This is a genomic window from Dissulfuribacter thermophilus (assembly GCF_001687335.1).
GTDB classification, from domain to species: domain Bacteria; phylum Desulfobacterota; class Dissulfuribacteria; order Dissulfuribacterales; family Dissulfuribacteraceae; genus Dissulfuribacter; species Dissulfuribacter thermophilus.
Window position 1 is genome coordinate 44,495 of record NZ_MAGO01000012.1, and the last position, 22,443, is coordinate 66,937.

At 42.8% G+C, this 22,443-nt stretch carries 19 protein-coding genes and 4 tRNA genes; 11 read left to right on the forward strand and 12 right to left on the reverse strand.

Going from position 1 to position 22,443, the window contains the following annotated elements; genetic code table 11:
- Positions 1–252: 252 nt before the first annotated feature.
- Both DBT_RS10275 and DBT_RS10280 read right to left on the reverse strand, forming a co-directional pair.
- A complete protein-coding gene (locus DBT_RS10275; protein ID WP_067620141.1) occupies positions 253–1,512 on the reverse strand; it encodes a phenylacetate--CoA ligase family protein in 1,260 nt (419 codons plus the stop codon).
- 2 nt (positions 1,513–1,514) lie between these two features.
- Entirely contained in the window at positions 1,515–2,255 is a 741-nt protein-coding gene (locus DBT_RS10280) for an ABC transporter ATP-binding protein (RefSeq protein WP_067620144.1), read from the reverse strand.
- A gap of 328 nt (positions 2,256–2,583) precedes the next feature.
- Here DBT_RS10280 and DBT_RS10285 point away from each other — a divergent pair, with 328 nt between their 5' ends.
- From DBT_RS10285 to DBT_RS10305, 5 genes are all read left to right on the forward strand, one after another.
- Positions 2,584–2,814, forward strand: a complete 231-nt coding sequence (locus tag DBT_RS10285; protein ID WP_067620146.1) for a DUF4911 domain-containing protein — start codon at positions 2,584–2,586, stop codon at positions 2,812–2,814.
- Between the two features lie 133 nt (positions 2,815–2,947).
- Positions 2,948–4,276: a tRNA (N6-isopentenyl adenosine(37)-C2)-methylthiotransferase MiaB gene (gene miaB / locus DBT_RS10290; protein ID WP_067620149.1), complete on the forward strand. Its 1,329-nt coding sequence runs from the start codon at positions 2,948–2,950 to the stop codon at positions 4,274–4,276.
- Positions 4,277–4,279: 3 nt separating this feature from the next.
- Positions 4,280–4,780 (forward strand): bifunctional nuclease family protein, encoded by a 501-nt coding sequence (locus tag DBT_RS10295; protein WP_067620152.1) that lies wholly within the window; start codon positions 4,280–4,282, stop codon positions 4,778–4,780.
- Positions 4,780–5,433: a histidinol phosphate phosphatase domain-containing protein gene (locus DBT_RS10300; protein ID WP_067620155.1), complete on the forward strand. Its 654-nt coding sequence runs from the start codon at positions 4,780–4,782 to the stop codon at positions 5,431–5,433. The genes DBT_RS10295 and DBT_RS10300 overlap by 1 nt, the downstream gene beginning before the upstream one ends.
- Before the next feature lie 7 nt (positions 5,434–5,440).
- Complete coding sequence (locus DBT_RS10305; RefSeq protein WP_279614889.1) at positions 5,441–5,917, forward strand: chemotaxis protein CheX; 477 nt, start codon at positions 5,441–5,443, stop codon at positions 5,915–5,917.
- Here the strand turns inward: DBT_RS10305 and DBT_RS10310 are convergent.
- From DBT_RS10310 to DBT_RS10340, 7 genes are all read right to left on the reverse strand, one after another.
- Positions 5,914–8,286 carry a DNA internalization-related competence protein ComEC/Rec2 gene (locus DBT_RS10310; protein ID WP_067620157.1) on the reverse strand — a complete coding sequence of 791 codons (2,373 nt, stop codon included), beginning with the start codon at positions 8,284–8,286 and terminating at the stop codon, positions 5,914–5,916. The genes DBT_RS10305 and DBT_RS10310 overlap by 4 nt on opposite strands.
- Position 8,287: 1 nt before the next feature.
- A complete protein-coding gene (locus DBT_RS10315) occupies positions 8,288–8,656 on the reverse strand; it encodes a chaperone modulator CbpM (protein WP_067620158.1) in 369 nt (122 codons plus the stop codon).
- 31 nt (positions 8,657–8,687) lie between these two features.
- Entirely contained in the window at positions 8,688–10,922 is a 2,235-nt protein-coding gene (locus DBT_RS10320) for a vitamin B12-dependent ribonucleotide reductase (RefSeq protein ID WP_067620161.1), read from the reverse strand.
- Between the two features lie 397 nt (positions 10,923–11,319).
- Complete coding sequence (gene ahcY, locus DBT_RS10325; RefSeq protein WP_067620164.1) at positions 11,320–12,576, reverse strand: adenosylhomocysteinase; 1,257 nt, start codon at positions 12,574–12,576, stop codon at positions 11,320–11,322.
- A gap of 27 nt (positions 12,577–12,603) precedes the next feature.
- Positions 12,604–13,755, reverse strand: coding sequence for a methionine adenosyltransferase (gene metK / locus DBT_RS10330; RefSeq protein WP_341843849.1), 1,152 nt, complete (start codon positions 13,753–13,755; stop codon positions 12,604–12,606).
- Between the two features lie 138 nt (positions 13,756–13,893).
- Positions 13,894–13,985: transfer RNA gene (locus tag DBT_RS10335), tRNA-Ser, on the reverse strand.
- Positions 13,986–14,001: 16 nt separating this feature from the next.
- Positions 14,002–14,091: transfer RNA gene (locus DBT_RS10340), tRNA-Ser, on the reverse strand.
- 165 nt (positions 14,092–14,256) lie between these two features.
- Between DBT_RS10340 and DBT_RS10345 the strand changes: the two genes are divergently transcribed.
- Positions 14,257–15,042 carry a hypothetical protein gene (locus tag DBT_RS10345; RefSeq protein ID WP_067620171.1) on the forward strand — a complete coding sequence of 262 codons (786 nt, stop codon included), beginning with the start codon at positions 14,257–14,259 and terminating at the stop codon, positions 15,040–15,042.
- 83 nt (positions 15,043–15,125) lie between these two features.
- Here the strand turns inward: DBT_RS10345 and DBT_RS10350 are convergent, their stop codons facing one another.
- Both DBT_RS10350 and DBT_RS10355 read right to left on the reverse strand, forming a co-directional pair.
- Positions 15,126–16,229 (reverse strand): KamA family radical SAM protein, encoded by a 1,104-nt coding sequence (locus tag DBT_RS10350; RefSeq protein ID WP_067620174.1) that lies wholly within the window; start codon positions 16,227–16,229, stop codon positions 15,126–15,128.
- A gap of 60 nt (positions 16,230–16,289) precedes the next feature.
- Positions 16,290–17,609, reverse strand: coding sequence for a bifunctional folylpolyglutamate synthase/dihydrofolate synthase (locus DBT_RS10355; protein ID WP_067620176.1), 1,320 nt, complete (start codon positions 17,607–17,609; stop codon positions 16,290–16,292).
- Positions 17,610–17,617: 8 nt separating this feature from the next.
- Here DBT_RS10355 and DBT_RS10360 point away from each other — a divergent pair, with 8 nt between their 5' ends.
- Genes DBT_RS10360 through DBT_RS10370 form a run of 3 tightly spaced genes read left to right on the forward strand, consistent with a single transcriptional unit; the run spans position 17,618 to position 20,817 of the window.
- Entirely contained in the window at positions 17,618–18,994 is a 1,377-nt protein-coding gene (locus DBT_RS10360) for a hypothetical protein (RefSeq protein WP_067620179.1), read from the forward strand.
- Positions 18,969–19,697, forward strand: a complete 729-nt coding sequence (locus DBT_RS10365) for a YkgJ family cysteine cluster protein (RefSeq protein ID WP_067620182.1) — start codon at positions 18,969–18,971, stop codon at positions 19,695–19,697. The genes DBT_RS10360 and DBT_RS10365 overlap by 26 nt, the downstream gene beginning before the upstream one ends.
- Before the next feature lie 46 nt (positions 19,698–19,743).
- A complete protein-coding gene (locus tag DBT_RS10370; RefSeq protein WP_067620208.1) occupies positions 19,744–20,817 on the forward strand; it encodes a branched-chain amino acid aminotransferase in 1,074 nt (357 codons plus the stop codon).
- Positions 20,818–20,963: 146 nt separating this feature from the next.
- Here the strand turns inward: DBT_RS10370 and DBT_RS10375 are convergent, their stop codons facing one another.
- Positions 20,964–22,049, reverse strand: coding sequence for an NAD(P)H-dependent flavin oxidoreductase (locus tag DBT_RS10375; protein WP_067620211.1), 1,086 nt, complete (start codon positions 22,047–22,049; stop codon positions 20,964–20,966).
- 182 nt (positions 22,050–22,231) lie between these two features.
- On the opposite strand from DBT_RS10375, the gene DBT_RS10380 reads away from it, so the two are divergent.
- Positions 22,232–22,307 (forward strand) — tRNA-Lys (locus tag DBT_RS10380).
- Positions 22,308–22,316: 9 nt separating this feature from the next.
- Positions 22,317–22,394, forward strand: a tRNA-Glu gene (locus DBT_RS10385).
- Positions 22,395–22,443: the final 49 nt, after the last annotated feature.

Sequence of the window (22,443 nt, forward strand, 5' to 3'; positions counted from 1 at the left end):
ATGAAAATAGATTTACTGTAAGAGCTCACACAGGAGCCCTCTAGGTTGATGCCACATCAGCAAAATAAAAGGGCTGTCTGGTGAGCTCTTATCCCAGCCTATGCAGCTTGAAAGTTTGCAGAAGATGCAAGGCCGATGGGGCGCAGATGTACTTGCTATTCTTCAAGCCCTTTACAACACATTAGATTCGGTAAAATTGCGAGCCCCTTGTGGCTTCAAGGGTCTAAGACATTTGAAGTTAATTTCTATATTCTATTCAATCAGAATGTGTCCCTTAGCCCTTTGCAGAAGTTCCTGAAGGCTCTTTTCTTCACCTGGGCTGATTGAACAAGTAATGCCCACTTTTTCTTGAAATGCCTCTTCGAGTTGCCTTAAAAAAACGTGTAGTTCTGGAAGACTGCCAGTGAAGATCTCTGGGCTCATTGCAATCTTGAGTTCGAGTCGTTCTAGTGGCCTGTCTTTCCTTACCTTTAAACAGTATGAGGGTACTTTGCCTAATTGTTCCTTTAAAAAGTATTCAATGATCTTTTCGCCGATTTTTACACCTCGAATAGAGATCATATCATCTGAACGACTCTTTACAGGGGCTAATCGCCACAAGGTCTGGCCGCATGGACATGGTTTTTGGATTATCTTCGTAATGTCGCCAGTTCTAAAACGAATAAGGGGATTTGCTCTGGTGGTAATGGTGGTTACCACCAGTTCGCCTTCTTCTCCGATATCCAGATTCTCGCCAGTATCAGGATCAATGATTTCGGCAATAAAATGATCAAGTGCCATGTGGAGTCCTGATAGCGCCTCACATTCATATGCCATTCCAGGGCCCATCACCTCAGTGATACCGTAGCCAGCCCTTGTATCGATGCCAAATTCTTCCATCCACTTTGCCCGAGTACTTACATCCACTGCCTCGCCAACCACAATCATCCGCTTTAGGGATAGGGCCGCAATTGGTGGACCTTCTTCCTTAATCTTTGAAAGGAGATAATCTCCATATGATGGAGTAGTGATGAGGGTGGTAGTCTTAAAGTCGACAAGTATCCTGATTCGAGCTTCTGTACTTATTGGATCAGGAGGAATTACAAGAGCCCCTATGGCTTCAGCTCCTTCTTTAAGGTCTTGTCCCACCACACTCATTCCCGGGTCAAGACAGATCTGAACAATGTCGTCACTGGAGACTGAACAGGCCTCTAGAAAGCGTCTTGATAACATGACCCTGTGTTCTACATCCTGTCGAGTATATCCAATAACCACCGGTGTACCATTTATACCCCTCAACGTGTGGATTCTGACGATGTCTCGTAGGGGGACTGCAAAGAGTCCATATGGATAGTTTTCTGAAAGGACCTCTCGAGTGGTGAATGGAAATTTTTTTAAGTCCTCGATACTCTTTATGTCTTCAGGACTCAAGCAGGCGGAGTCCATGATATTTTTATAAAAAGGGACCCTCTTATAGACTCTATTAATAGTACTTTGCAGTAGCTCAGTCTGGATTTGGATTATTTGATCCATCCCTATGCCCTCTCTGAGATCTCTTTATAGTCCTTGCCAAGGTAGGCCCTCTTAACCTCTGGATCTTCCTTGAGCTCGGAGCTGGTACCCTGAAGCACTATCCTTCCGGTCTCTATGACATATCCCCTATGGGCTATCTCAAGGGCCTTTCTTGCATTTTGTTCCACAAGTAAGATAGTGAGTCCCTCTTTATTGAGTTCCTTTATGGTCTCGAGGATTACATTAACGAGCTTTGGCGCTAATCCAAGGCTGGGCTCATCTAGTAAAAGAAGTTTGGGCCTTGCCATAATAGCCCTACCTATGGCAAGCATTTGTTGTTCGCCACCGCTAAGGGTACCTGCAGGTTGAGTGAATCGTTCTTTTAGTCTGGGAAAAAGCTGTAGGACATAGTCCATGTCCTCTTGTACCTTCTTTTTTTGGTCTTTACCCCTTCTCAAAAAGGCCCCGAGTTCTAGATTCTCCTTTACTGTTAATGGACTAAATATCTCTCTACCTTCAGGTACTTGGCATATGCCAAGTGAAACTATTTTTGATGGAGAAAGTCCGCCAATTTCACTTCCTTCAAGCTGTATACTTCCACTAGAAGGCCTGAGCAATCCAGATATGGTAGAAAGTAAGGTAGATTTTCCAGCCCCATTTGCACCAATGAGGGTGACTATTTCCCCCCGTTCTATGTGAAGGGAACAGTTTTTCAGTATTGGTATAGGCCCATATTGTGCATGTAGATTCTGAATGCTTAACATTTTAGCTAAATTAGCACGCTACAGCGCCTTGTTCAAGGGTGAGCAATAAGAGGACATACATTCTTTTTAGAGCTGCGTTTGAGGTGCTAGTGCCTATTGGGGATCTTCTAACAAAGAATGGTTGTTTTTTATTGAGTGATTATAATTGAAAAGGTGCGCATCTCCTTGACACTTACTTGTTGAGGGTGGATTATGTAAATATGTAGCTTTTCTAACTGCAACTCTTGATGTCAATGTATAGAGAAATTGACATGGATCAATGCCATCTTTGCATATTAGGAAAAATATCAAGTTTTCATTGTTGAAATCCAGGAGTGACTACTGAATTATGAGTAATACTGCATGTTTTAGAGCGTATTGGTTTTGTATAGATCCATCGAAAACTCATTTTTTGAGGTTTATATTTGAAGGCTATGATAATGAATTTCAAATGACTACTGTAGACCAAGATTTAGGTCTTGTCAGGGTTCTTGCAATGAAGGGATCTGAAGGAATCCTTTTAAAGATCCTTCTTGAATATCAAGATACGATAGGGCCCAAGCCCTGCTATCCAACCTGAGGCAAAAGGACAAATTGGACAATTTTAGTATTTTACCAGTAATGAAAAACGTGACTTGTCAAAATCTATATTATTCCTATAATCATCGCAGCAAAAAAAATACACGAAATAAGAGGTAGTTCCAGGAAAGGCCATGTTGGAAAATACCCAGAAAAATTTGTACATAGCCACCTTTGGGTGTCAGATGAATGAATACGATTCTAAACGGATGGAACAGATCCTCTACCCTGAATATGTCAGGGTAGATAATCCTGATCTGGCAGATCTCATCCTTGTAAATACGTGTTCTATTAGGGAAAAGGCTGAACACAAGGTTTACAGCCTAGTGGGGAGATTTAAGTCTCTTAAAAGGCGTAAACCAGAGCTCATAATAGGGGTTGGGGGCTGTGTGGCCCAGCAGGAAGGGGAAAGGCTATTAAAGAAACTTCCTCATCTCGATCTTGTTTTTGGCCCTCAAGGAATCTATAGATTACCTGAAGCCATCAAAAAGATCGAACAAGGGCAGGGTCCAGTCATTTGTACTGAAATGGTAGATTCCTTTGATATCCCTCCTGTGGACTCTCCTATGCCTACCCCAAGTCCTGTGAAGGCCTTTGTCACCATAATGCAGGGCTGCGACAACTTTTGTACCTATTGTGTAGTTCCATATGTAAGAGGCAGAGAAGTCTCGAGACCTAAAGATGATATACTAAAAGAGGTCAAGGCCCTAGTGGATTCAGGTGTGAAGGACATCACCCTTTTGGGGCAAAACGTAAATTCTTATGGGAAAAAACGTGGAGATGGCACGACATTTTCTCAGCTCCTCATTGAGGTTTCAAAGATAGCTGGAGTTGAGCGTCTTAGATTTACTACAAGTCATCCAAAAGATTTTACAGACGACGTCATTGATGCCATGTGTTCAGGCCTTCCAATCTGTGATCATTTACATCTTCCAGTTCAAAGTGGGTCAAATAGTGTGCTCGAACGCATGAATCGACGTTACACCAGGGAAAAATATCTTGATATTGTTGAAAAAGTTCGTTCAAGACTGCCTGAGATCAGCATAACAACAGATATAATAGTGGGATTCCCAGGCGAGACGCATGAGGATTTTGAAGATACTCTGAGGCTTATAAAAGAAGTTCAATATGATCAGATATTTGCCTTTAAGTATTCGCCAAGACCCTATACTAAGGCAGCTACATTCTCTGATCAACTAGATGAAACACTAAAGAAAGAGAGACTTTCTGCCGTTATAGAATTACAAAAGGAAATTGGGCTCAAACGCCTGTCGCGTTTTGAAGGTAGAGTGGTTAAGGTATTGGTTGAGACGGAAAACCCATCTAGGCAGGGAGAGCTCATTGCCCGCACAACTGGTAACCATGTGGTCAATCTATGCGGCTCACCAGATCTTATTGGACAGACTATTGAAGTGGTAGTGGAACGTGCCTGTTACCATTCTTTGCGAGGGAGGATCAAGTAATAGATGAATTTTTTGCAAGTAAAGGTCCATGCCATAACGATGGATCCTGACTCTAATTCTCCAGTCTTGATTTTAAAGGAGTCTCAGGGAGAGAGGAGTCTGCCCATTTGGATAGGACTTCTTGAGGCTACAGCCATTGCTACTGAGATGGAGAAAATTAGCTTTGTGCGTCCAATGACCCATGATCTCACAGTTAATTTGCTGGAGGCAGTGGGTGTACAGGTCACCCGTGTTGCGGTCACAGACCTTAAAGACAATACATTTTATGCGGTTATAACCTTGAAAAATGGTGATGAAGAAGTAGAGGTAGATGCAAGGCCAAGTGATGCCATCGCCATTGCTCTAAGGACTGGAGCACAAATATTTGTATCTGAAGAGGTTATGAATAGTGCGGTTCCTCAGGAACCCACGACTATTTACGAGGAAGATGTACCAAAGGAAAAGAAAAAATGGGCAGAACTCTTGGAAGAATTGGATCCCCAGAGCCTCAAGTACAAGATGTAATGATTGATCTTCATTGTCACTCCATTATGAGCGACGGAGAGCTTATTCCCTCCGAGCTCGTAAGACGTCTTGAGGTCAAGGGCTATAGGGCAGTGGCAATAACGGATCATGCAGATGCCTCGAATCTGGATTTTATTATACCGAGAATTATTAAGGCTGCAGAAAGGATAAATCAGTACAGCTCAACTAAACTCATTCCAGGGATAGAGCTTACACACGTTCATCCAGAACTGATAGGGCCCCTAGCAAAGGAGGCAAGGGAGCTTGGGGCCAAGGTTGTAGTATGCCATGGAGAAACCTTAGTGGAACCTGTTGCTCCAGGCACCAATAAGGCTGCGCTGGAGGCTGATATAGATATTTTGGCGCATCCAGGTTTAATCAGCGAAGAAGAGGCGAGAAAAGCTGCTGAGAGAGGGATATTTCTTGAATTATCTGGAAGGAAAGGTCATAGCCTGTCAAATGGCCACGTACTACAAATGGCTAGGAAAACCGGAGCCAAGCTTGTCATCAACTCTGATGGTCATGCACCGGGTGATTTTATGAGTCGGGAATATGCGTATAATGTTGCTAGGGGGGCTGGATGTAGTGAAACTGAGGTAGAAGAAATTTATAAGTCAATAATGGGTTGGATAGATGAGATATTGAAAGGATAGGTGGGGCATGAAAAAAAAGACCATGGATGCCAAAATCATAAATCCCTTTCTTGAGGCAGCGATAAATGTCTTGAAGACTATGGCCATGGTCGATCCCAAACCAGGTAAGGCCTTTTTAAAAAAGGATCATCTGGCCCATGGTGATGTGTCAGGCATAATAGGTATTACTGGTGATGCACAGGGGTCCATGTCAATTTCTTTTTCTGCTTCCTGTATTAAGGCCATTGTAAAAAATTTGTTTGGTATGCCAATAGAAGAAATAAATGACGAGGTCAGAGATGCAGTCGGTGAAATAACCAATATGATTTGTGGAGATGCGAGGAGAAGGCTTGAAGCTGAAAATATCCATCTGCAGGCCGGGACACCAACCATAGTGTCTGGAGCAAATCACACAATTACCCACATACACAACGGTCCCAAAATCGCAGTACCATTTGATACCGACGCAGGAAAATTCGTCATAGAAGTTGCGTTTAATAGCTAATTTTCGTAGGTACTTATTGTAAAATTTCCCTTTTGGTCAATGGAGGCCTTTATTGTGCCATGAATAGGGGTTTCCAGGATGGTTGATCCAATTCGGAGATATCGCATTTTGACCTTTGGGTCTGGTAGGCCAAAGCCATTTCCCAATCCATAAGAAAATACTACAAATTTCGGTCTAAAGCTCTCTACAAAATTTATGCTGCTCGACGTTACACTTCCGTGATGCGGTGCCACCAATAGATCCACATTTTGTGTAAAGGATTTTGTCAGACACATTTCCCTTTTTTCTTCAATGTCAGCAGGCATCAATATTGATCGGCCTTTGGACCAAAAGACAGTTACCAACCCCTTGTCATTTGTCTTGGTTAAATCTTTATAAGTAGATCCTGGGTAAATAAAAAGCATAGAGTTTTCTCCAAGAGAAATGGTTTCATACGAATTTATGATCCTAAACGGAATCCCTTTTTCATTAAGAAGACTTTTGATCCGTTTGAAGATTTTTTGGTGATGAGCTGGTTTTGGACCGATGACCTTTTTAACCTTTAGCTTCTCTAAGACTCCAAGGACTCCACCAGCATGGTCTGTCTCATAGTGGGATATTATAAGATAGTCTATCACATCTCTATTTTTTGATAAAAGGAACGGGCTTACAACAAAGCTACCGCGGTCATATGGAAAGGTGCCACCCCCTGCATCAACTAAAACGACTTTTTTAGGAGTGAAGATGACTTGGCTCAGTCCTTGGCCTACATCTAATGTGTAAAATTCGATGTCTTTCCCGTGGTATGCTTGATACCAATGAAACGATAACATAAATATCAAGGTAACTGTGACAGCGCCTATTGAAAATCTCCTCTCTGGTTCACCTCTTAATAGTAGGCCTATAAAAAATAGTATGAGATAAAAGCACAGGACCTCAAAATAGGTTGGACTGTAGATATGAAGTGTGCTTATGGCGAGTTTTGAAGCATTCTGGACCACTGAGTTCAAGAGGTTGATCAAAAAAGAAATAGGATACCACATCACTGAGGACGGGGCACAATTGAACAACCACAGGCTAATGTCCAAAAGAAGGGTCAATATCAGTCCAGGTAAAAGGATCGTCCCTAGCACTGGAATAATTATGATATTTAAAGGGATTGCTATCAGGGATGTCTGGTGAAAGAACACAGAAGAGAGAGGAACAGTTGAAAGCCATGCAATAATAGTAAGTTTTATAAGCTTTTCAAAAGAGTTACCAGTATTGATCCAGGGTGAATACCAGATGAGAAAGAAGACGGCGAAAAAAGAAAGTAAAAAACCAGGATTTTTTAACGAGTATGGATTAAATAGGACTATCAGCCAGGCTGAAAGACTGAGGGCGCATACTGCACTGAGTTCCCTTTTTAAAAAGAATGCCAATCCAAATGAAAAGACCATTAAAAAGGCCCTTTGGGCTGACGGAGAAAATCCGGCCAGGGCCACGTATAAAAGTGCAAAAGCACATCCAACTGCAATTGAAATCTTTTTAACAGGTAATGTTAGAAGTAACCGGTCCGAAAAAGAGAGAAGATATTTGATTAAAATACCGAAAAAAGTTGCTACGATTGCCAAGTGTAGGCCTGATACTGCAAGTATATGACCAATGCCTGCCTTGAAAAATGCCTCTTTAGTTGAAAAATCTATCCATGACTTTTCACCAAGGACCATTGCAGTTGCGATACCGGCATTTTGCGTTCCAATCATTTTTTGTAGGCGATGAAGTACAATAACTCTCAAATCCTCTATAGGGGTTGGATGGATCTTTCCAAGACAAATGCATTTTAGTGGGTATTCAGTGTATGCCTGAAACATTATGCCTCGTTGTTTCCACCAAAGCTCCCTGTCAAAGGTGCCAGGTGTTTTAACATTCACAATGGGTCTTAGTCTTGCGGAAAAACGGATCAATTCTCCTGGTGGGAAGTCCGATTCTGTTGCACCTTTAATGTAGAGGCAGAGTCGTCCTAGCCCATGGATTTCAATCTCCGTTCTAATTCCGTCTATTGATGGGACAGGCACCTTGTCTATAACCCCTTGGAGGACTACAGAGCCATTTTGGGTAGAAAGCTCTAAAAGCCCTTTGTTTTTAAGTTTAAGCAGGAAATCATGTGCAATTACATGAAACAGTCCAAGGAAAAAGAACATGCCTGATACAATTAGGGCCTGGAATAGGGAAGATAGGGGCGATGATTTATAAGGTCCGTTGCCCTTTGAAGGGAAGGTCAACCCATACATTCTTATAAATAAGGGGGCCAGAGCAGCGAGAAATGAAAATAAAAGGGGGCCTTTAAGCCCCCAGAGTATTCCTCCAAGAAATGGAAAAAGATAGACTATGAGATAGGGTAGATCCAATTCAACCCTGTGAAATGTCTATACTGATTATCTCTTTACCCATAATTGTTATACCATGACCCTCATGATCTCTATCACTGGTTGTCCTTTTACGAAGCTCCTTTTCTGAACGGTCGAGCTCATCTTGAAGTTCACGAATCCTTGAGATTAGCCGCAATATTATATCAATGCCGGCGATATTTACCCCAAGGTCACACCTCAATCTTCTTATGATCTCCAGTCGTTCAAGGACTACTTCGTCGAACACCATTGTGCCTTCTTCAGTGTACGTGGGCGATATGAGCCCTTCTTTTATGTATCTTCTTAATGTCTTTGGGCTGATGCCACATCGAGCGCACACATAATTAAAGGTATATAGGGTAGGAGTCATATACGGTTCCTCCTAGGGAGTCTGTAATGGCTTAATCACACTTTGAAAAGCCACATGAATGACATACAAAGCAACCTCCTTCAGGTTCGAGCACTGCGCCACACTCTGGACATGATCTATATTGCTTATCATCTTTAATTATCTCAACATTTGCGGCCTTTGCAAGGACTTTTGCCATGGCATCTGGGCAAGACAGAATCTGACCACCTTCCTGCCAGCTTGGCGATGGACACCTGATGCCTGCTAATTGTTTTACTATTGCCTGAACCCTTATTCCAGAACGGAGTGCCAGGGAAATAAGCCTACTTTCTGCTTCCATCTGGCAGGCTGCGCATCCTCCAGCCTTACCCATCTGGGCAAACACTTCACACATGTCTCTGTCATCCCAATTGACAGTCACATATAGGTTACCACAACCTGTCTTTACCCTCTGGGTTACACCACGAGTAACCGTTGGCCTTGGCCTTGGTGCAATTTTACCATTTGGTCCATGCACATGGGGGTGAGATACTTTTTCCTTTTCTTCCTTCTTTTTGAGTTGGAGAACCTGTACTGGTCTACTTCCGTAGCGATAGATGGTAAGCCCCTTGAGGCCTTCCTTCCACGCTAGGATATATGCTGTACGAATGTCTTCTTCAGTAGCCTTTTCAGGGAAGTTGATAGTCTTTGACACGGCATTATCAGTATGTCGTTGAAATGCTGCCTGAATTTCAATATGCTCCCTAGGAGATACATCCATAGAGGTTACAAATATCTTTTTAAGATCCTCTGGTACTTCATCAATATCCTGCAGTGAACCAGAACCAGCGATTTTTTCCATGAGTTCATGGCTGTAAAGTCCTCGTTCCTTCAATGCATTGACGAATTCTGGATGTGCCTCTATAAGTTCAGTCCCGTCTAGGACCCTTCTAATAAAAGAGACTGCAAACAGGGGTTCAATTCCAGAAGATGCACCAGCAATTATGCTTATGGTCCCAGTAGGAGCAATGGTTGTGGTTGTTGCATTACGCATGTAGGGAGTTTCGGGATTGTCATATATGCTCCCTTTATAGGCAGGAAAGTTTCCCCTGATTTTTGCGAGCTCTGCTGAGGCCTCTTTAGACTCCCTATCTATAAAATCCATTACCTCTTCTGCCACCTGAACCGCTTCTTTTGAATTGTAAGGGATACCTAGCTTGATAAGCATATCGGCAAAGCCCATTACACCAAGGCCGATTTTTCTCGTCCTTTTTGTCATCTCTTCAATCTTTTTTATGGGGAACTTGTTTACATCTATTACGTTGTCTAAAAAGTGAACTGCATACCAAACAGTTTCTTTAAGGTCTTCGTAGTCAATTTCCCCATTATTGACAAAACGTCCTAGGTTGATGGAACCGAGATTGCATGACTCATAGGGAAGAAGTGGTTGTTCGCCACAAGGATTAGTACTTTCGATATCGCCAAGGTGAGGCGTTGGGTTTGACCGATTTATCCTGTCAAGGAATACTATACCTGGCTCACCGCTTGCCCATGCAGATGCTACGATCTTGTCAAATATGTATGAAGCAGAAATCTTTTTTACCTCTTCACCTGTACGCGGATTAATGAGAGAGTAGTCCCCCCCTTTTTCCACTGCTTCCATAAACTTTTCAGTGAGGGCAACACTAATATTAAAGTTGTTTAGCCGGTCTGTTTGGGTCTTTGCAGTAATGAATTTTTCTATGTCTGGATGGTCAACTCTAAGTATGCCCATATTGGCGCCACGTCTTGTCCCACCCTGTTTGATTGTCTCTGTGGCCACATCGAATATGGTCATAAAGGAGATGGGTCCACTTGCTACTCCATGAGTAGTCTTAACCCTGTCTCCCTCTGGTCTGATTCTTGAAAAGGAAAATCCTGTGCCTCCACCACTTTTGTGGATCATTGCAGTGTGTTTTACCGCTTCGAAAATACTTTCAATGGAGTCTTCTATTGGGAGTACAAAGCAAGCTGATAGCTGACCCAATTCCCTTCCTGCATTCATTAAGGTGGGGGAGTTTGGCATGAATTTAAAGGTAGTCATGAGTTCATAGAATTTTTCTTTGAGACTCTCAATGTCAGCTCCTTTGTCATAGAGAAGATCTGCCTCTGCAATGGCCCCTGCTACTCGTTCAAACATCTCTTCTGGTTTCTCAGCAACCCTGCCTTGTTTATCCTTTTTTAAATATCTTTTTGCGAGAACAATCAGTGCATTGTCAGTGAGTGGAAGGTTTGTTTGTGGCAATTCGTTTATAGAGTCTTTTTTCATATTTCCCCCTCTTATGAATACAAGATATTGTATTGTTTTAAATGCGTGGGACTACATATCGGATATTGGTATCGGTGTCAAGGATTTTTTAAGGGAGAAGGGAGAAGGAAGAAGAAAAAGGGAAGCACGAAACCCGAAACAAATTCACATCTGTTTTTACTTAATTTAGCAGAATGTCTACAAGTGATCGTTTCGATATTCGGATTTTGAATTCAAATGAAATATTCAGTTAAAGAATAAATTTTTTTAGGGGGAAGAAAGAGGTCTGAAAGTGTTGAGTTTTGAGTTGAAGGGAGCAGGAAGAAGGCAATAGGAAGCAGGAAGAAGGGAGCAGGTAGTGACTCTTGTCCCTTCTTCCTAATTGTTGAACTCAAAACTCAACACTCAAAACTCTTCCTCAGGTGCCCATCTCCCAACTTGAAAGGTATTTTGCTTGCTCTTCAGTAAGGGTATCAATTCTGATTCCCATACTCTCTAGTTTCAACCGAGCAATCTCTTTATCGATTTCTTCGGGCACACCATAGACTTTTTTCTCTAAGGCGCTTCCTTGTTTCACCATGTATTCAGCACAAAGGGCCTGGTTGGCAAAACTCATATCCATAACGCTTGAAGGATGTCCCTCTGCAGCAGCAAGGTTTACTAAGCGACCTTGACCTAAGACATAGATCCTTCTTTCGTTATTGAGGGTATATTCTTCTACAAAGTCTCTGATGATGCGCTTTTCCTTGGTAACGTCTTCTAGTCCCTCAAGATCTAATTCAACATTGAAATGACCGGAATTTGCCACAATTGCACCATCTTTCATGTTTAAGAAATGTTCTTTCCTAATAACGTGAATATCCCCGGTTACAGTGCAGAAGAAGTCTCCGATGCGCGATGCCTCCTCTAAGGGCATGACCTCATAGCCATCCATGACCGCTTCTAGGGCCTTTAAAGGATCGACCTCAGTTACTATAACCCGTGCTCCTAGGCCTTTTGCCCGCATGGCAACGCCACGGCCACACCATCCATAACCGCAAACAACGAATATACTTCCGGCTATGAGCCTGTTTGTGGCTCGGATTATGCCGTCAAGAGTTGATTGCCCCGTGCCATAGCGGTTGTCAAAAAGGTGTTTTGTATTGGCGTCATTTACAGCGATAATGGGGTAGCGTAGTACTCCGTCTTCGGCCATGGCCTTAAGCCTTATAACGCCGGTAGTGGTCTCTTCAGTTCCACCTATGATTTTGTCCAGGAGTTCTTTTCTTTCTTTATGAAGGGTAGATACAAGGTCAGCACCATCATCCATGGTGATGGTTGGCTTCGCATCCAGTACTGCCCTCAGGTGTTCATAATAGGTCTCGTTGTCTTCGCCTTTGATGGCAAATACAGGGATCTCGTCGTGTTTGACGAGGCTTGCAGCAACGTCGTCCTGAGTGCTAAGAGGATTTGAGGCACAAAGATATACTGAAGCACCTCCGGCCTTTAGAGTCTGGACGAGAGCCGCTGTCTCTGTAGTAACATGGAGACATGCCCCAAGTACTACTCCATCCAATGGGCGCTCTTTTCTAAATCGTTCCTTAATCTTATTTAATACGGGCATACTCATGGATGCCCACTCAATTCTGAGTTTACCCTTATCTGCAAGATCCAGCGATTTTACATGATAATCCATAATTTTTTCCCTTTCTCAGTTTCCGTTTTAGAGCCCAGCATCAGACTTTAGTTTTTCTACCATATCTAGGCGTTCCCAGGTAAATTCTGGTTCTGTCCTTCCAAAATGTCCGTAAGCTGCGGTCTTTTTGTATATGGGGCGTCTAAGATCTAGGTGATCAATGATATCTTTGGGTTTGAAACTGAAGTTGTTTTCAATGATCTCTACTATCTTTTCCTGTGGAATAGCCTCTGTTCCATAGGTTCTTACATTGATAGCGAGGGGCTTGGTTATTCCAATGGCATATGAGACCTGAACTTCACACTCTCTAGCCAGACCTGCAGCAACTATATTTTTAGCAACATATCTAGCCATATAGGAAGGCCCTCTATCTACTTTTGTTGGATCTTTACCAGAAAATGCCCCGCCTCCATGGTGACCTCTTCCACCATAGGTATCTACTATGATCTTGCGACCGGTCATACCACAGTCAGCAAGTGGCCCACCTACTACGAATCTTCCGGTACTGTTGATGAAGTACTGGGTATTGCCATTTAGATGTTTTGGATCAACTACCTTCTTGATTACTTCTTCAATAATGGCCTCTTCAAGCTCCTTATGGGTGACATGAGGTTCATGTTGAGCTGCAATAACAATGGAGTGGCACGATATAGGGCGCTTATCTTCATATTTTATAGTAACCTGGCTTTTGCCGTCAGGTCTCAAGAAGGGAAGAATGCCCTTTTTCCTCACTTCTGCTAGCCTTTGTGCCAGTTTATGTGCATACCATATGGGCATTGGCATGAAATCAGGGGTCTCATCGCAGGCATATCCAAACATTAGCCCCTGGTCACCAGCGCCGATGTCGCCATCTCTGTCAACCCCCATGGCGATATCTGGGGATTGTTTGTCTATGCTCGTGAGTACTGCACAGGTCTGCCAGTCAAAGCCCATAGAAGAATCTGTATATCCAATCTCTTTTATGGTCCCCCTCACCACTTTAGGCATATCCACGTAACAGTCTGTGGTTATTTCTCCTGCAATCAATGCAAGACCTGTGGTAACAAGGGTCTCGCATGCCACCCTTGCATAAGGATCTTTTTCAAGAATGGTATCAAGAATGGCATCAGAAATCTGATCTGCCACCTTATCTGGATGGCCTTCTGTGACAGATTCAGAGGTGAAGAGAAAATTGGGCATCATAGTTCATGTTCTCCTTTGATAAAAAAATTATTTTGGACCTTGCTGAGGTAATGGGGGGTAGCCTTGTTGAGACAAACCTCCAAAACATATCGATTTTATTTAAAAACCGGCCATTAATTTGGCCGGTCAAAATAATGGCGGAGAGGGTGGGATTCGAACCCACGGTACCCGGTTAAGGGTACACTCACTTAGCAGGCGAGCACCTTCAGCCTCTCGGTCACCTCTCCGTATTTTTCTGCTTTTTGGCGGAGGGAGTAGGATTCGAACCCACGGTACCCTTGCGGGTACAACGGCTTTCAAGGCCGCCGCCTTAAACCACTCGGCCATCCCTCCGCAGTGGCACTATAAAAATACTGTTCTTTTATTGGGTGTCAAGACAAAGATGAACATAGATTTAAATTTATAAAGAGCAAATTTATTACGATTTTAAAAAAATTTTATTCTTGACTTTTAGTGTGCTCCTTTTATGTTTTTCAAAAAAACAAGGAGGACGCTAAAATGAGACAAAGATTTTTTGTCGCGGCGATTTTCAACTTACTCTTTTTGTTGACCTTATGGTCTAATGGTTACTCTAAATCAGGTTATTTGAATGATTTTAATGCCTTGTATGGTACTGCAGGGACTGCGCTAGACAGTTGTGTCGTCTGTCATCCAAATTACCCTTCCAAATTTTCAGTAAACAATTTTGGAAAAGATTATGCAGCAAATGGGCACAATCTTCAGGCTATAGAATCCTTTGATTCTGATGGGGACGGCTTTACCAACCTGGTGGAAATTCAGCAACTCACTTTCCCTGGAGATCCCAATAATGTTCCTCAGATGGGGGGAGGCAAGTCAGGACCAGGCCAAGGGTCTCAAATGATGACTGCTCCTACTCAGCATGCATTCCACCGGTACAATGCAGTGGCAAATCCAACAGTTACTACAGATCCATTTAGTGCAATGCCAATTGGTTTAGGCACTGTTTCCAAAGGTGGGTCAACCTTGAGTACAAGGATACAGCTTCCCTCCTTTGATGCACCTGTAGACGTATACTTCATGGTATATGCTCCATCACTAGATCCATTTACAATCTTTTACCTTGCACCAGATGGAGCTTCACTAGTCCCTACTAGGACGCCATGGTTGAGCGATTCAATGGGCAATATTGACCACATGCCATGGGGAGATGTACCGGCATCAGCCCTTCCAAAGGGACCGTATTATCTGTCAGTAGTTGTGATGCCGGCAGGTCAAACAGGCGGACCTTCATATACTTGGTTAACTGATTTCAGTGTGAACTAGTATACAAGGATCATAAAAGAAAAGGGGGCGTCAGGTGCGCCCCTTTTTTTAGCAAGGCGAAACGGACTTAATCGATTAATCAGTCATAGGGCATCTTCAAAGTGTAGTGGATTCAATTGTTCATCCAACCAATAAACATCATTAGATGCCTTGATAGAAAAGATTCTACCTTTGTCTGAAGTCTTTACAAAGCGCTGATAGCGCAAGATGAGATCATCATCCTTTACTGCAAGGAGTTCTACCTTACCAGTCTCATGACTCATGGCAAGGCGTGCTCGTTTACCAAGGCCTGAGCATCGGTTTCTTGCCTCTTCAAAGATTTCATATGCCTCTTTTAAGGACAGACTAAATTCTCTATTTCCTATTACTGGTCTGTTGATGAATACGTAATATGGAGGTACTCCGTGAAAAGATAGTTCATTAAACAGTTTTCCAAGGGTATCTGGATCATCGTTTATGCCCTTTAAAAGTGGGGTCTGATTCGCTAGAACTATGCCGTGTTTCTTGAGGATCTCAATGGCCTCAACAGATCTAGGAGTAATTTCTTTTGGATGGTTAAAGTGCGTCATAACATAGATTTGTCTCTTTGGGCCTGAGTACTTCCCAAGCATTTTAGGTAGGTCAGGATCATTCAATACTCTAAAAGGATTAAAGGCAAGAATCTTTGAGCCAATCCTGATTATTCGAACATGATCCATCTCGCAGAGGGCTTTTATTATTTTTTCAAGTTTTCCCGTAGAAAGAAGAAGGCCATCTCCGCCAGTAATCAATACATTATTTATTTCTTTGTGCTTTCTAATGTATTCTAGTCCCATGGAAAGATCAGCAGGCACCTCCTTTGCTCCCTTTATGAAGAGCCTCTTCCTAAAACAAAAACGGCAAAAACAGCCACATACATGATTTGAAAGGAGGATAGCGGTATCTGCGTATTTATGTTCACATCCAGGGACTACTGTATAATTCGATTCATTTGATGCATCGATTTTGCCCCAAACCTTTAGTTCAGATTCCTGTGGGATTACGATTTTTCTGATGGGATCGTTGGGGTCAGACCAATCTATTAGGGACAGATAATACTCATTGGCCCTAAATGGAAATACGTCTGTTACCCTCTTTAGGGCTACTTTTTCATCTGCAGAAAGTCCGTCGACCGCTTCTATTTTAGTAATGTATTGTGCTTTGTACATGAAAAAATGAATAACAAATAATCGAGATTGATGCAAGTTGATGCCAATTAATTTTTAAAATCAGCTGGTTATTTCATTTCTTAAAATAGTTCTTACACTACCAACAAGGTAGAGGGACCCTGACACGACAAGTAGATCCCCCTTCTCCAATTTTGTTAGGGCATGTCTAAGGGCCTTGTTCCAATCGGAATCCAATTTTACACTTATATCCAAATCAATATCTTTCCATGATTCAACTGAAATGGGGCGTCTGGGCCCTGGAGGTTCGGTAATGACAATCCAATCAAATCTATGGGCTATCATGTTTAAAAGCCTTTTGAAGTCCTTGTCTCCTCCCTCATCACTCATTGCCCATAGGAGACCTTTTCGTCTTCCACGAAATTCTGGGAGCACCTCATCCAAGAGCCTATTTAAGGCAGTTATTCCAGCAGTGTTATGGGCACCATCAAGCAGGCATGTAAAGTCATGTCGGATGATTTCGCCTCTACCTGGCCAAAATGGCGTTTTAAGACCTTTACGTATGGAATCTTCAGTGATCGTCCATTGTTCTTCTTCAAGTATATTAGAGGCCGCAAGTGAAAGAGATGCATTTTCCATTTGATGTCTGCCTAAAAGTCCAACTTGAAGATCATTTATTTGCCTTTTGCCAAAGAAGAAGTCCATGTGATTGTTGTCTTTAGGTGTATAATAAAAGTCCTTTCCAAGGGTAAACAACTTTGCTCCTTGTCTCCTGGAGACATCAAATATTACGTTTAGTGCCTCGGGATCTTTTGCTCCTGTAATAACTTTAGAATTGGGCTTTATGATTCCTGCCTTTTCTCCTGCGATTTCTCTAATGGTGTTTCCTAGGAAGGCTTGGTGCTCAAGAGATATGTTTGTTATGATTGAAATAATAGGTGTAACCACGTTGGTCGCATCAAGGGTCCCTCCTAGCCCTGTTTCGAAGATGGCCAAATCTACTCCGCATCGAGCAAACCATGTCATTGCAATGGTTGTGGTGTACTCAAAGTAACTGAGTTCAAAACCTTTATCGGTAAATTTCTTGATTTCGAATATGAGCCCTGTGAGCTCCTGTTCTGAGATCAAATTACCATTTATTCTAAAGCGTTCTCTTAAACTGTATAGATGTGGCGAAGTATAAAGCCCTACCTTCACCCCTGATTCTTTCAGGATTGCCTCTAAAAAGGCGCAGACAGATCCTTTCCCATTGGTGCCTGCAATATGTATGCATGGATATTGTTTATGGGGATTGTCTAGGGCGTTCAAAATAGAATGCATTCTTTCCAGCCCGAGCTTAAATCCGTGGAACTGAAATCTCGAGATATAGTTGAGGGCCTCTTGGTATTGTGGAGTTGATTTAGATAGTGGAGTGTCGTACATTTTAACCTGTGAATTCCTTAAAGTTTATTCCCATAATAATATTTGCTTTTTTTGCTTCAATAGCATTTTGGGGCTGTGAGCTCTCGAAGCCAAAGCTAGACTTCGGTAACAGCTGTAAGACATGCCATGTAACTGTAATTCAAAAAGACCACAAGTTTAAATGTGTAGTTTGTCATAAAGGAAATCCTCGTTCCCTAAAAAAAGAAGAGGCTCATATTGGCCTTATAAAAAGCCCTTCAAGCGTTGAAGGGGCAAAAATTGCTTGTGCCAAGTGTCATCCAAAAGAGGTTGAAACCGCCTCACGCTCCCTGCATTATACCCTTGATAACGAGATAGGCACCATTTGGAATGCATTTTTCCCAAAAGATACGCCACCAACAGTAGATGGGCTCTTGAACGAACAACCCCTTATGACCCTAAGAGGTCTCATATCAGATATGATTAGGCGCAGATGTGTCCGGTGTCACGTATATTCAAGAGGAGATGACCATCCCGGGACTAGACGTAGGCTCGGTTGTGGCGCATGCCATATGAGACCAAGCGATGGCCCTGGTGTCCATCGGATATATAGAGAGGTCTCCGATCAAAATTGTTTGAGTTGTCACCATGGAAACTTTGTAGGATGGGATTACGTAGGAAGATTTGATAAGGATATCACTGAGGCCTTTCAAGTACCATTTAGGGCAGGAAAAAAGGAACGCTTGTCCTTTGGAGTCCAGTGGCTTGAGATGACCCCTGACGTACACTGGCGTCTGGGATTTAAATGCACTGACTGCCACAAAAAAGGACCCTGTGAAGCTCATGAAATTGATGCAATGCCATCATGTATGGATTGTCATGGGGACATATCTACGGAAATACCTGGTCATGGGAAGGATGAAAACAGACGAGTAGCTTGTAGTACATGTCATGCCCTATGGGCCTTTGAAGATAGGGGAAGAACTTTGGTAAGGCAAGATATTGCCAATTATTGGGCATGGTATGATCTTCGATTTCAGGGGATTAATGACATCAAGATGTTACTTGAAAACAATTATGATGTTGACTTCATGTATTGGACCTTTCCTATAATGAGAGACTCATTTTCAGGCAACTTTAGTCAGGGTATTTGGTATGAGACATTTTTGGAGCGAAGATTCTGGCCCTTAAAAATAGGAAAGGACAAAAACGGGTGTCTAAGGGTACTTAGGCCCCTTTTAGACATTGAGGTGAACTATATTGACGAAGATGGTTCCGTGATCATTGGGGGGCTTAGGCCTGATGGTTTTAGCGAAAATCATGGATTTATTCCATACAGCCCGCATACTATAGGCAAGGCACACATATTTCGAACTCTGAGAGTGATAAAGGAGATGGGGCTTGGAAATAAGAAAGATTTGCAGTGATCGATGTGGCGCCCTTTGTTGCAGAGAAGTAAAAAGGCTCCCATATCTAGGAGAAAATAACGAAGTCATTTTTTCCACACTTTTGATAGGGGCCCTTCCAGATATCGATGAACCAACCCCTGAAAGGCGTCCATTTGTTGTGGAATGGTTGATTCCCCAGGAGGCATTAAGTTGCCCTGCATTAACTAAGGACAATCTTTGCGCCATATATTGTGATAGGCCTCTTTCATGTATGAGGTTTCCTAGAGTGGGAGAAAATGAACTCCATCCTTTCTGTCCTGAGAGAAACCTTGCCCTAGGCAAATGCATTAGTGACCCTCCATACTTAACGAAAAGAGATCTTTTGGACGGCTTAATATTAGAGGCAATAGAGAATAGAGAATTTGATTTTATATCCACTCTGATACAAGAAAATAAGCCATTTGAGTCTCCTCTTCTATATAACGGTTATTTTCTGGCCACCATGTACAACGCCAATGTTGATCCATATATGGCATTGAATGGACAAAAAAAGGTCCTTAAAAAGTATCAAGAGATGGGAAATAGTGTGCTTACATTTATAATTCCAGATACAGACTACGTTATCTCATGTGAGGTTGAAGGACTATTGGCAAATATTGAATGGCTGGAGTTTAGAGTAAAACACGACCAAATGTTTCAAAAGATAGTAAGGGCACTTGAAAGCAGGCTCTTTAAGGGGTAAATCAGTAGCGTGAAACTAAATAAGAGAGGGTGTTCTCATGGGGCTTATGGACGAAATAGAACTAAGACTCTTGCCAGAAGATGATAGAAAGCCTGTTCCAAAGCCAGAAAACTTGGGTTTTGGCATTCATTTTACAGACCACATGTTTGTCATGGATTATGAAGAGGAAAAGGGGTGGTATGACCCCAGGATAGTTCCTTATGGCAATTTTAGTCTCGATCCAGCAGCTGTTTGCCTCCATTACGGTCAGGCCATTTTTGAGGGGCTCAAGGCACACAGGGGTGAAGATGGAAAGATTCGATTATTTAGACCCTATGAGAACATGAAAAGACTGAATAGGTCTGCTCACAGGATGTGTATGCCCAGCGTTGATGAGGAATTTCTACTTAATGCAATAAAGCAATTGGTTAAAGTCGAAGAAAGATGGGTCCCAGCTAATAAAGGTACGAGTCTCTATATTCGGCCGTTTATGATCGCTACTGAGGCATACCTGGGAGTTAGACCTGCCAAAAAATACATCCTTTCTGTCATTCTCTGCCCAGTGGGTGCATACTATTCAGAAGGTTTCAATCCAGTAAAGATATTCGTTACAGATAAGTATGTTCGTGCTGCAAAAGGTGGGGTAGGAGAGGCTAAGACAGCTGGGAATTATGCAGCAAGCCTCATGGCCAGTGAAGAGGCCAAGGCAAAAGGATTTACCCAGGTGTTGTGGCTAGACGCCAAAGAGAGGCGTTATGTTGAAGAAGTTGGGACCATGAATATCTTTTTTGCCTTCGAAGATGAGATAGTGACTCCGGCCCTTTCCGGCAGTATTTTACCAGGCATTACCAGAGATTCGGTGCTTAGGCTCGGGAAAAAATGGGGCCTTAATATGGTGGAAAGGCCGATAACTATAGATGAGGTAATAGAAGGGGCACAATCTGGAGCTCTCACTGAGTGTTTTGGGACAGGCACTGCTGCAGTAATATCGCCAGTTGGTTCTCTTCATTATAAAGGAATTGATTACGTCATAAATAATGGAGTGACAGGCCCACTTTCAAAGAGGCTTTTTGATGAGATAACCGGGCTCCAATACGGAGAAATCGAGGATGCTCTTGGGTGGATAGAGACTGTTATCTAGATCTTAAACAGTAGATGTGAAAGAGAATCAAAGTCTCATTTGAAGATTTTTTAATATGCCTTACAGAATTTGATGTATGAGCTGAGTTGTCATCCCCTCAAGGGGGAGGCCGCTGAAGTAGCAGTCATTTACCCCCTTGAGGTCACTTAATCTTTTTCTGCAGCCTTTATAAATCCCTCTTCTAATTCTCGCATGAGTTCTGCAACAGGGACAATCTTGTCAACTCGCCAAACATTGTGGCCACAAAATACAAATCCTGCTTTAAGGTTGCCCCTTTGGGCATTTATCAGTGCAGAGCCAATACAGTAGGGGGTATTGGGATAACCACATACCTTGAGGCATTTGAACATGCACTTTTTAGGACGTTTTTGTCCTTCTTGTACCTTTTCGATGAACTCTCCCGTAATTGCCCTACCTGGGAGACCAACAGGACTAATTATTATTTTTACATCCTCTTCCTTGGCTTTTAGGTAGGCTTCTTTAAATTCACGGGATGCATCGCATTCCTCAGTGGCAACAAATCTGGTCCCCATCTGGACCCCTGATGCTCCAAGCTTCATAATATTGTATATGTCTTGTCCTGTATAAATGCCACCAGCTGCAATTACAGGAATTGACCTGCCGGCTTTGTCTTCCAGGGGTTTAACTGCCTCAACTACTTTGGGTATGAGATTTTCAATTTTATTTTCTGGCTTGTCTAGATCTTCGGGTTTGAATCCCAGATGCCCTCCAGCAAGAGGCCCTTCCACTACGACTCCATCTGGCATTCTCCCAAAATGTTCATGCCACCGCCTTGCAATAATGGTGACTGCCCGAGGAGACGAGACAATGGGTATCAGTTTTGTGTTGGAGTCTTCTGGAACCAGAGATGGTAGTTTCAATGGGAGGCCTGCCCCACTGATAATGATGTCTGCCCCAGCCTCAACAGAGATTTTAACAATCTCATCGTAATCCTCTAAGGCCACCATTATATTGACCCCAATTGGGCCTCCAGAGGCCATCTCTTTTGCCTTTTTTATTTCCTCATATAGGACCCGAAAGGTGGTCTCTCTAGGTTTTTTGTGAAACTCTGGGTCCTTGAATCCTATGAGCACGGCGGCTATAACACCTATGCCGCCTGATCTCGCCACTGCAGAGGCAAGGCTAGACATGGAAATTCCAACTCCCATGCCTCCTTGGATGATTGGTAACCTAGTCTCGATGTCCCCTATTTTTAATCCTGGTATTTTCATACTTGATTTTACTTCCATGCATGGCTATTTATTCCCCTTGACAAATCTCGTCAAGACATAGAATATATAAATTTAAAAGTGACGAGAGAAGAGTTTAAAAAAGATTAATTAGTTACTTGACAACGTACCGCTAATATGATAAGCATACGCGCCTACTTAAGCAGGTGGGCCCGAGAGAGTAGGGGCCGTTAACTCAGTTGGTAGAGTATCTGCCTTTTAAGCAGAGAGTCGCTGGTTCGAGTCCAGCACGGCCCACCAGAACATAACGTCCCCGTCGTCTAGCCCGGTCCAGGACACCGGCCTTTCACGCCGGCAACAGGGGTTCAAATCCCCTCGGGGACGCCACATAAATTTTTGAGGGTCATGTTTTTCATGACCCTTTTTTATTTTATGA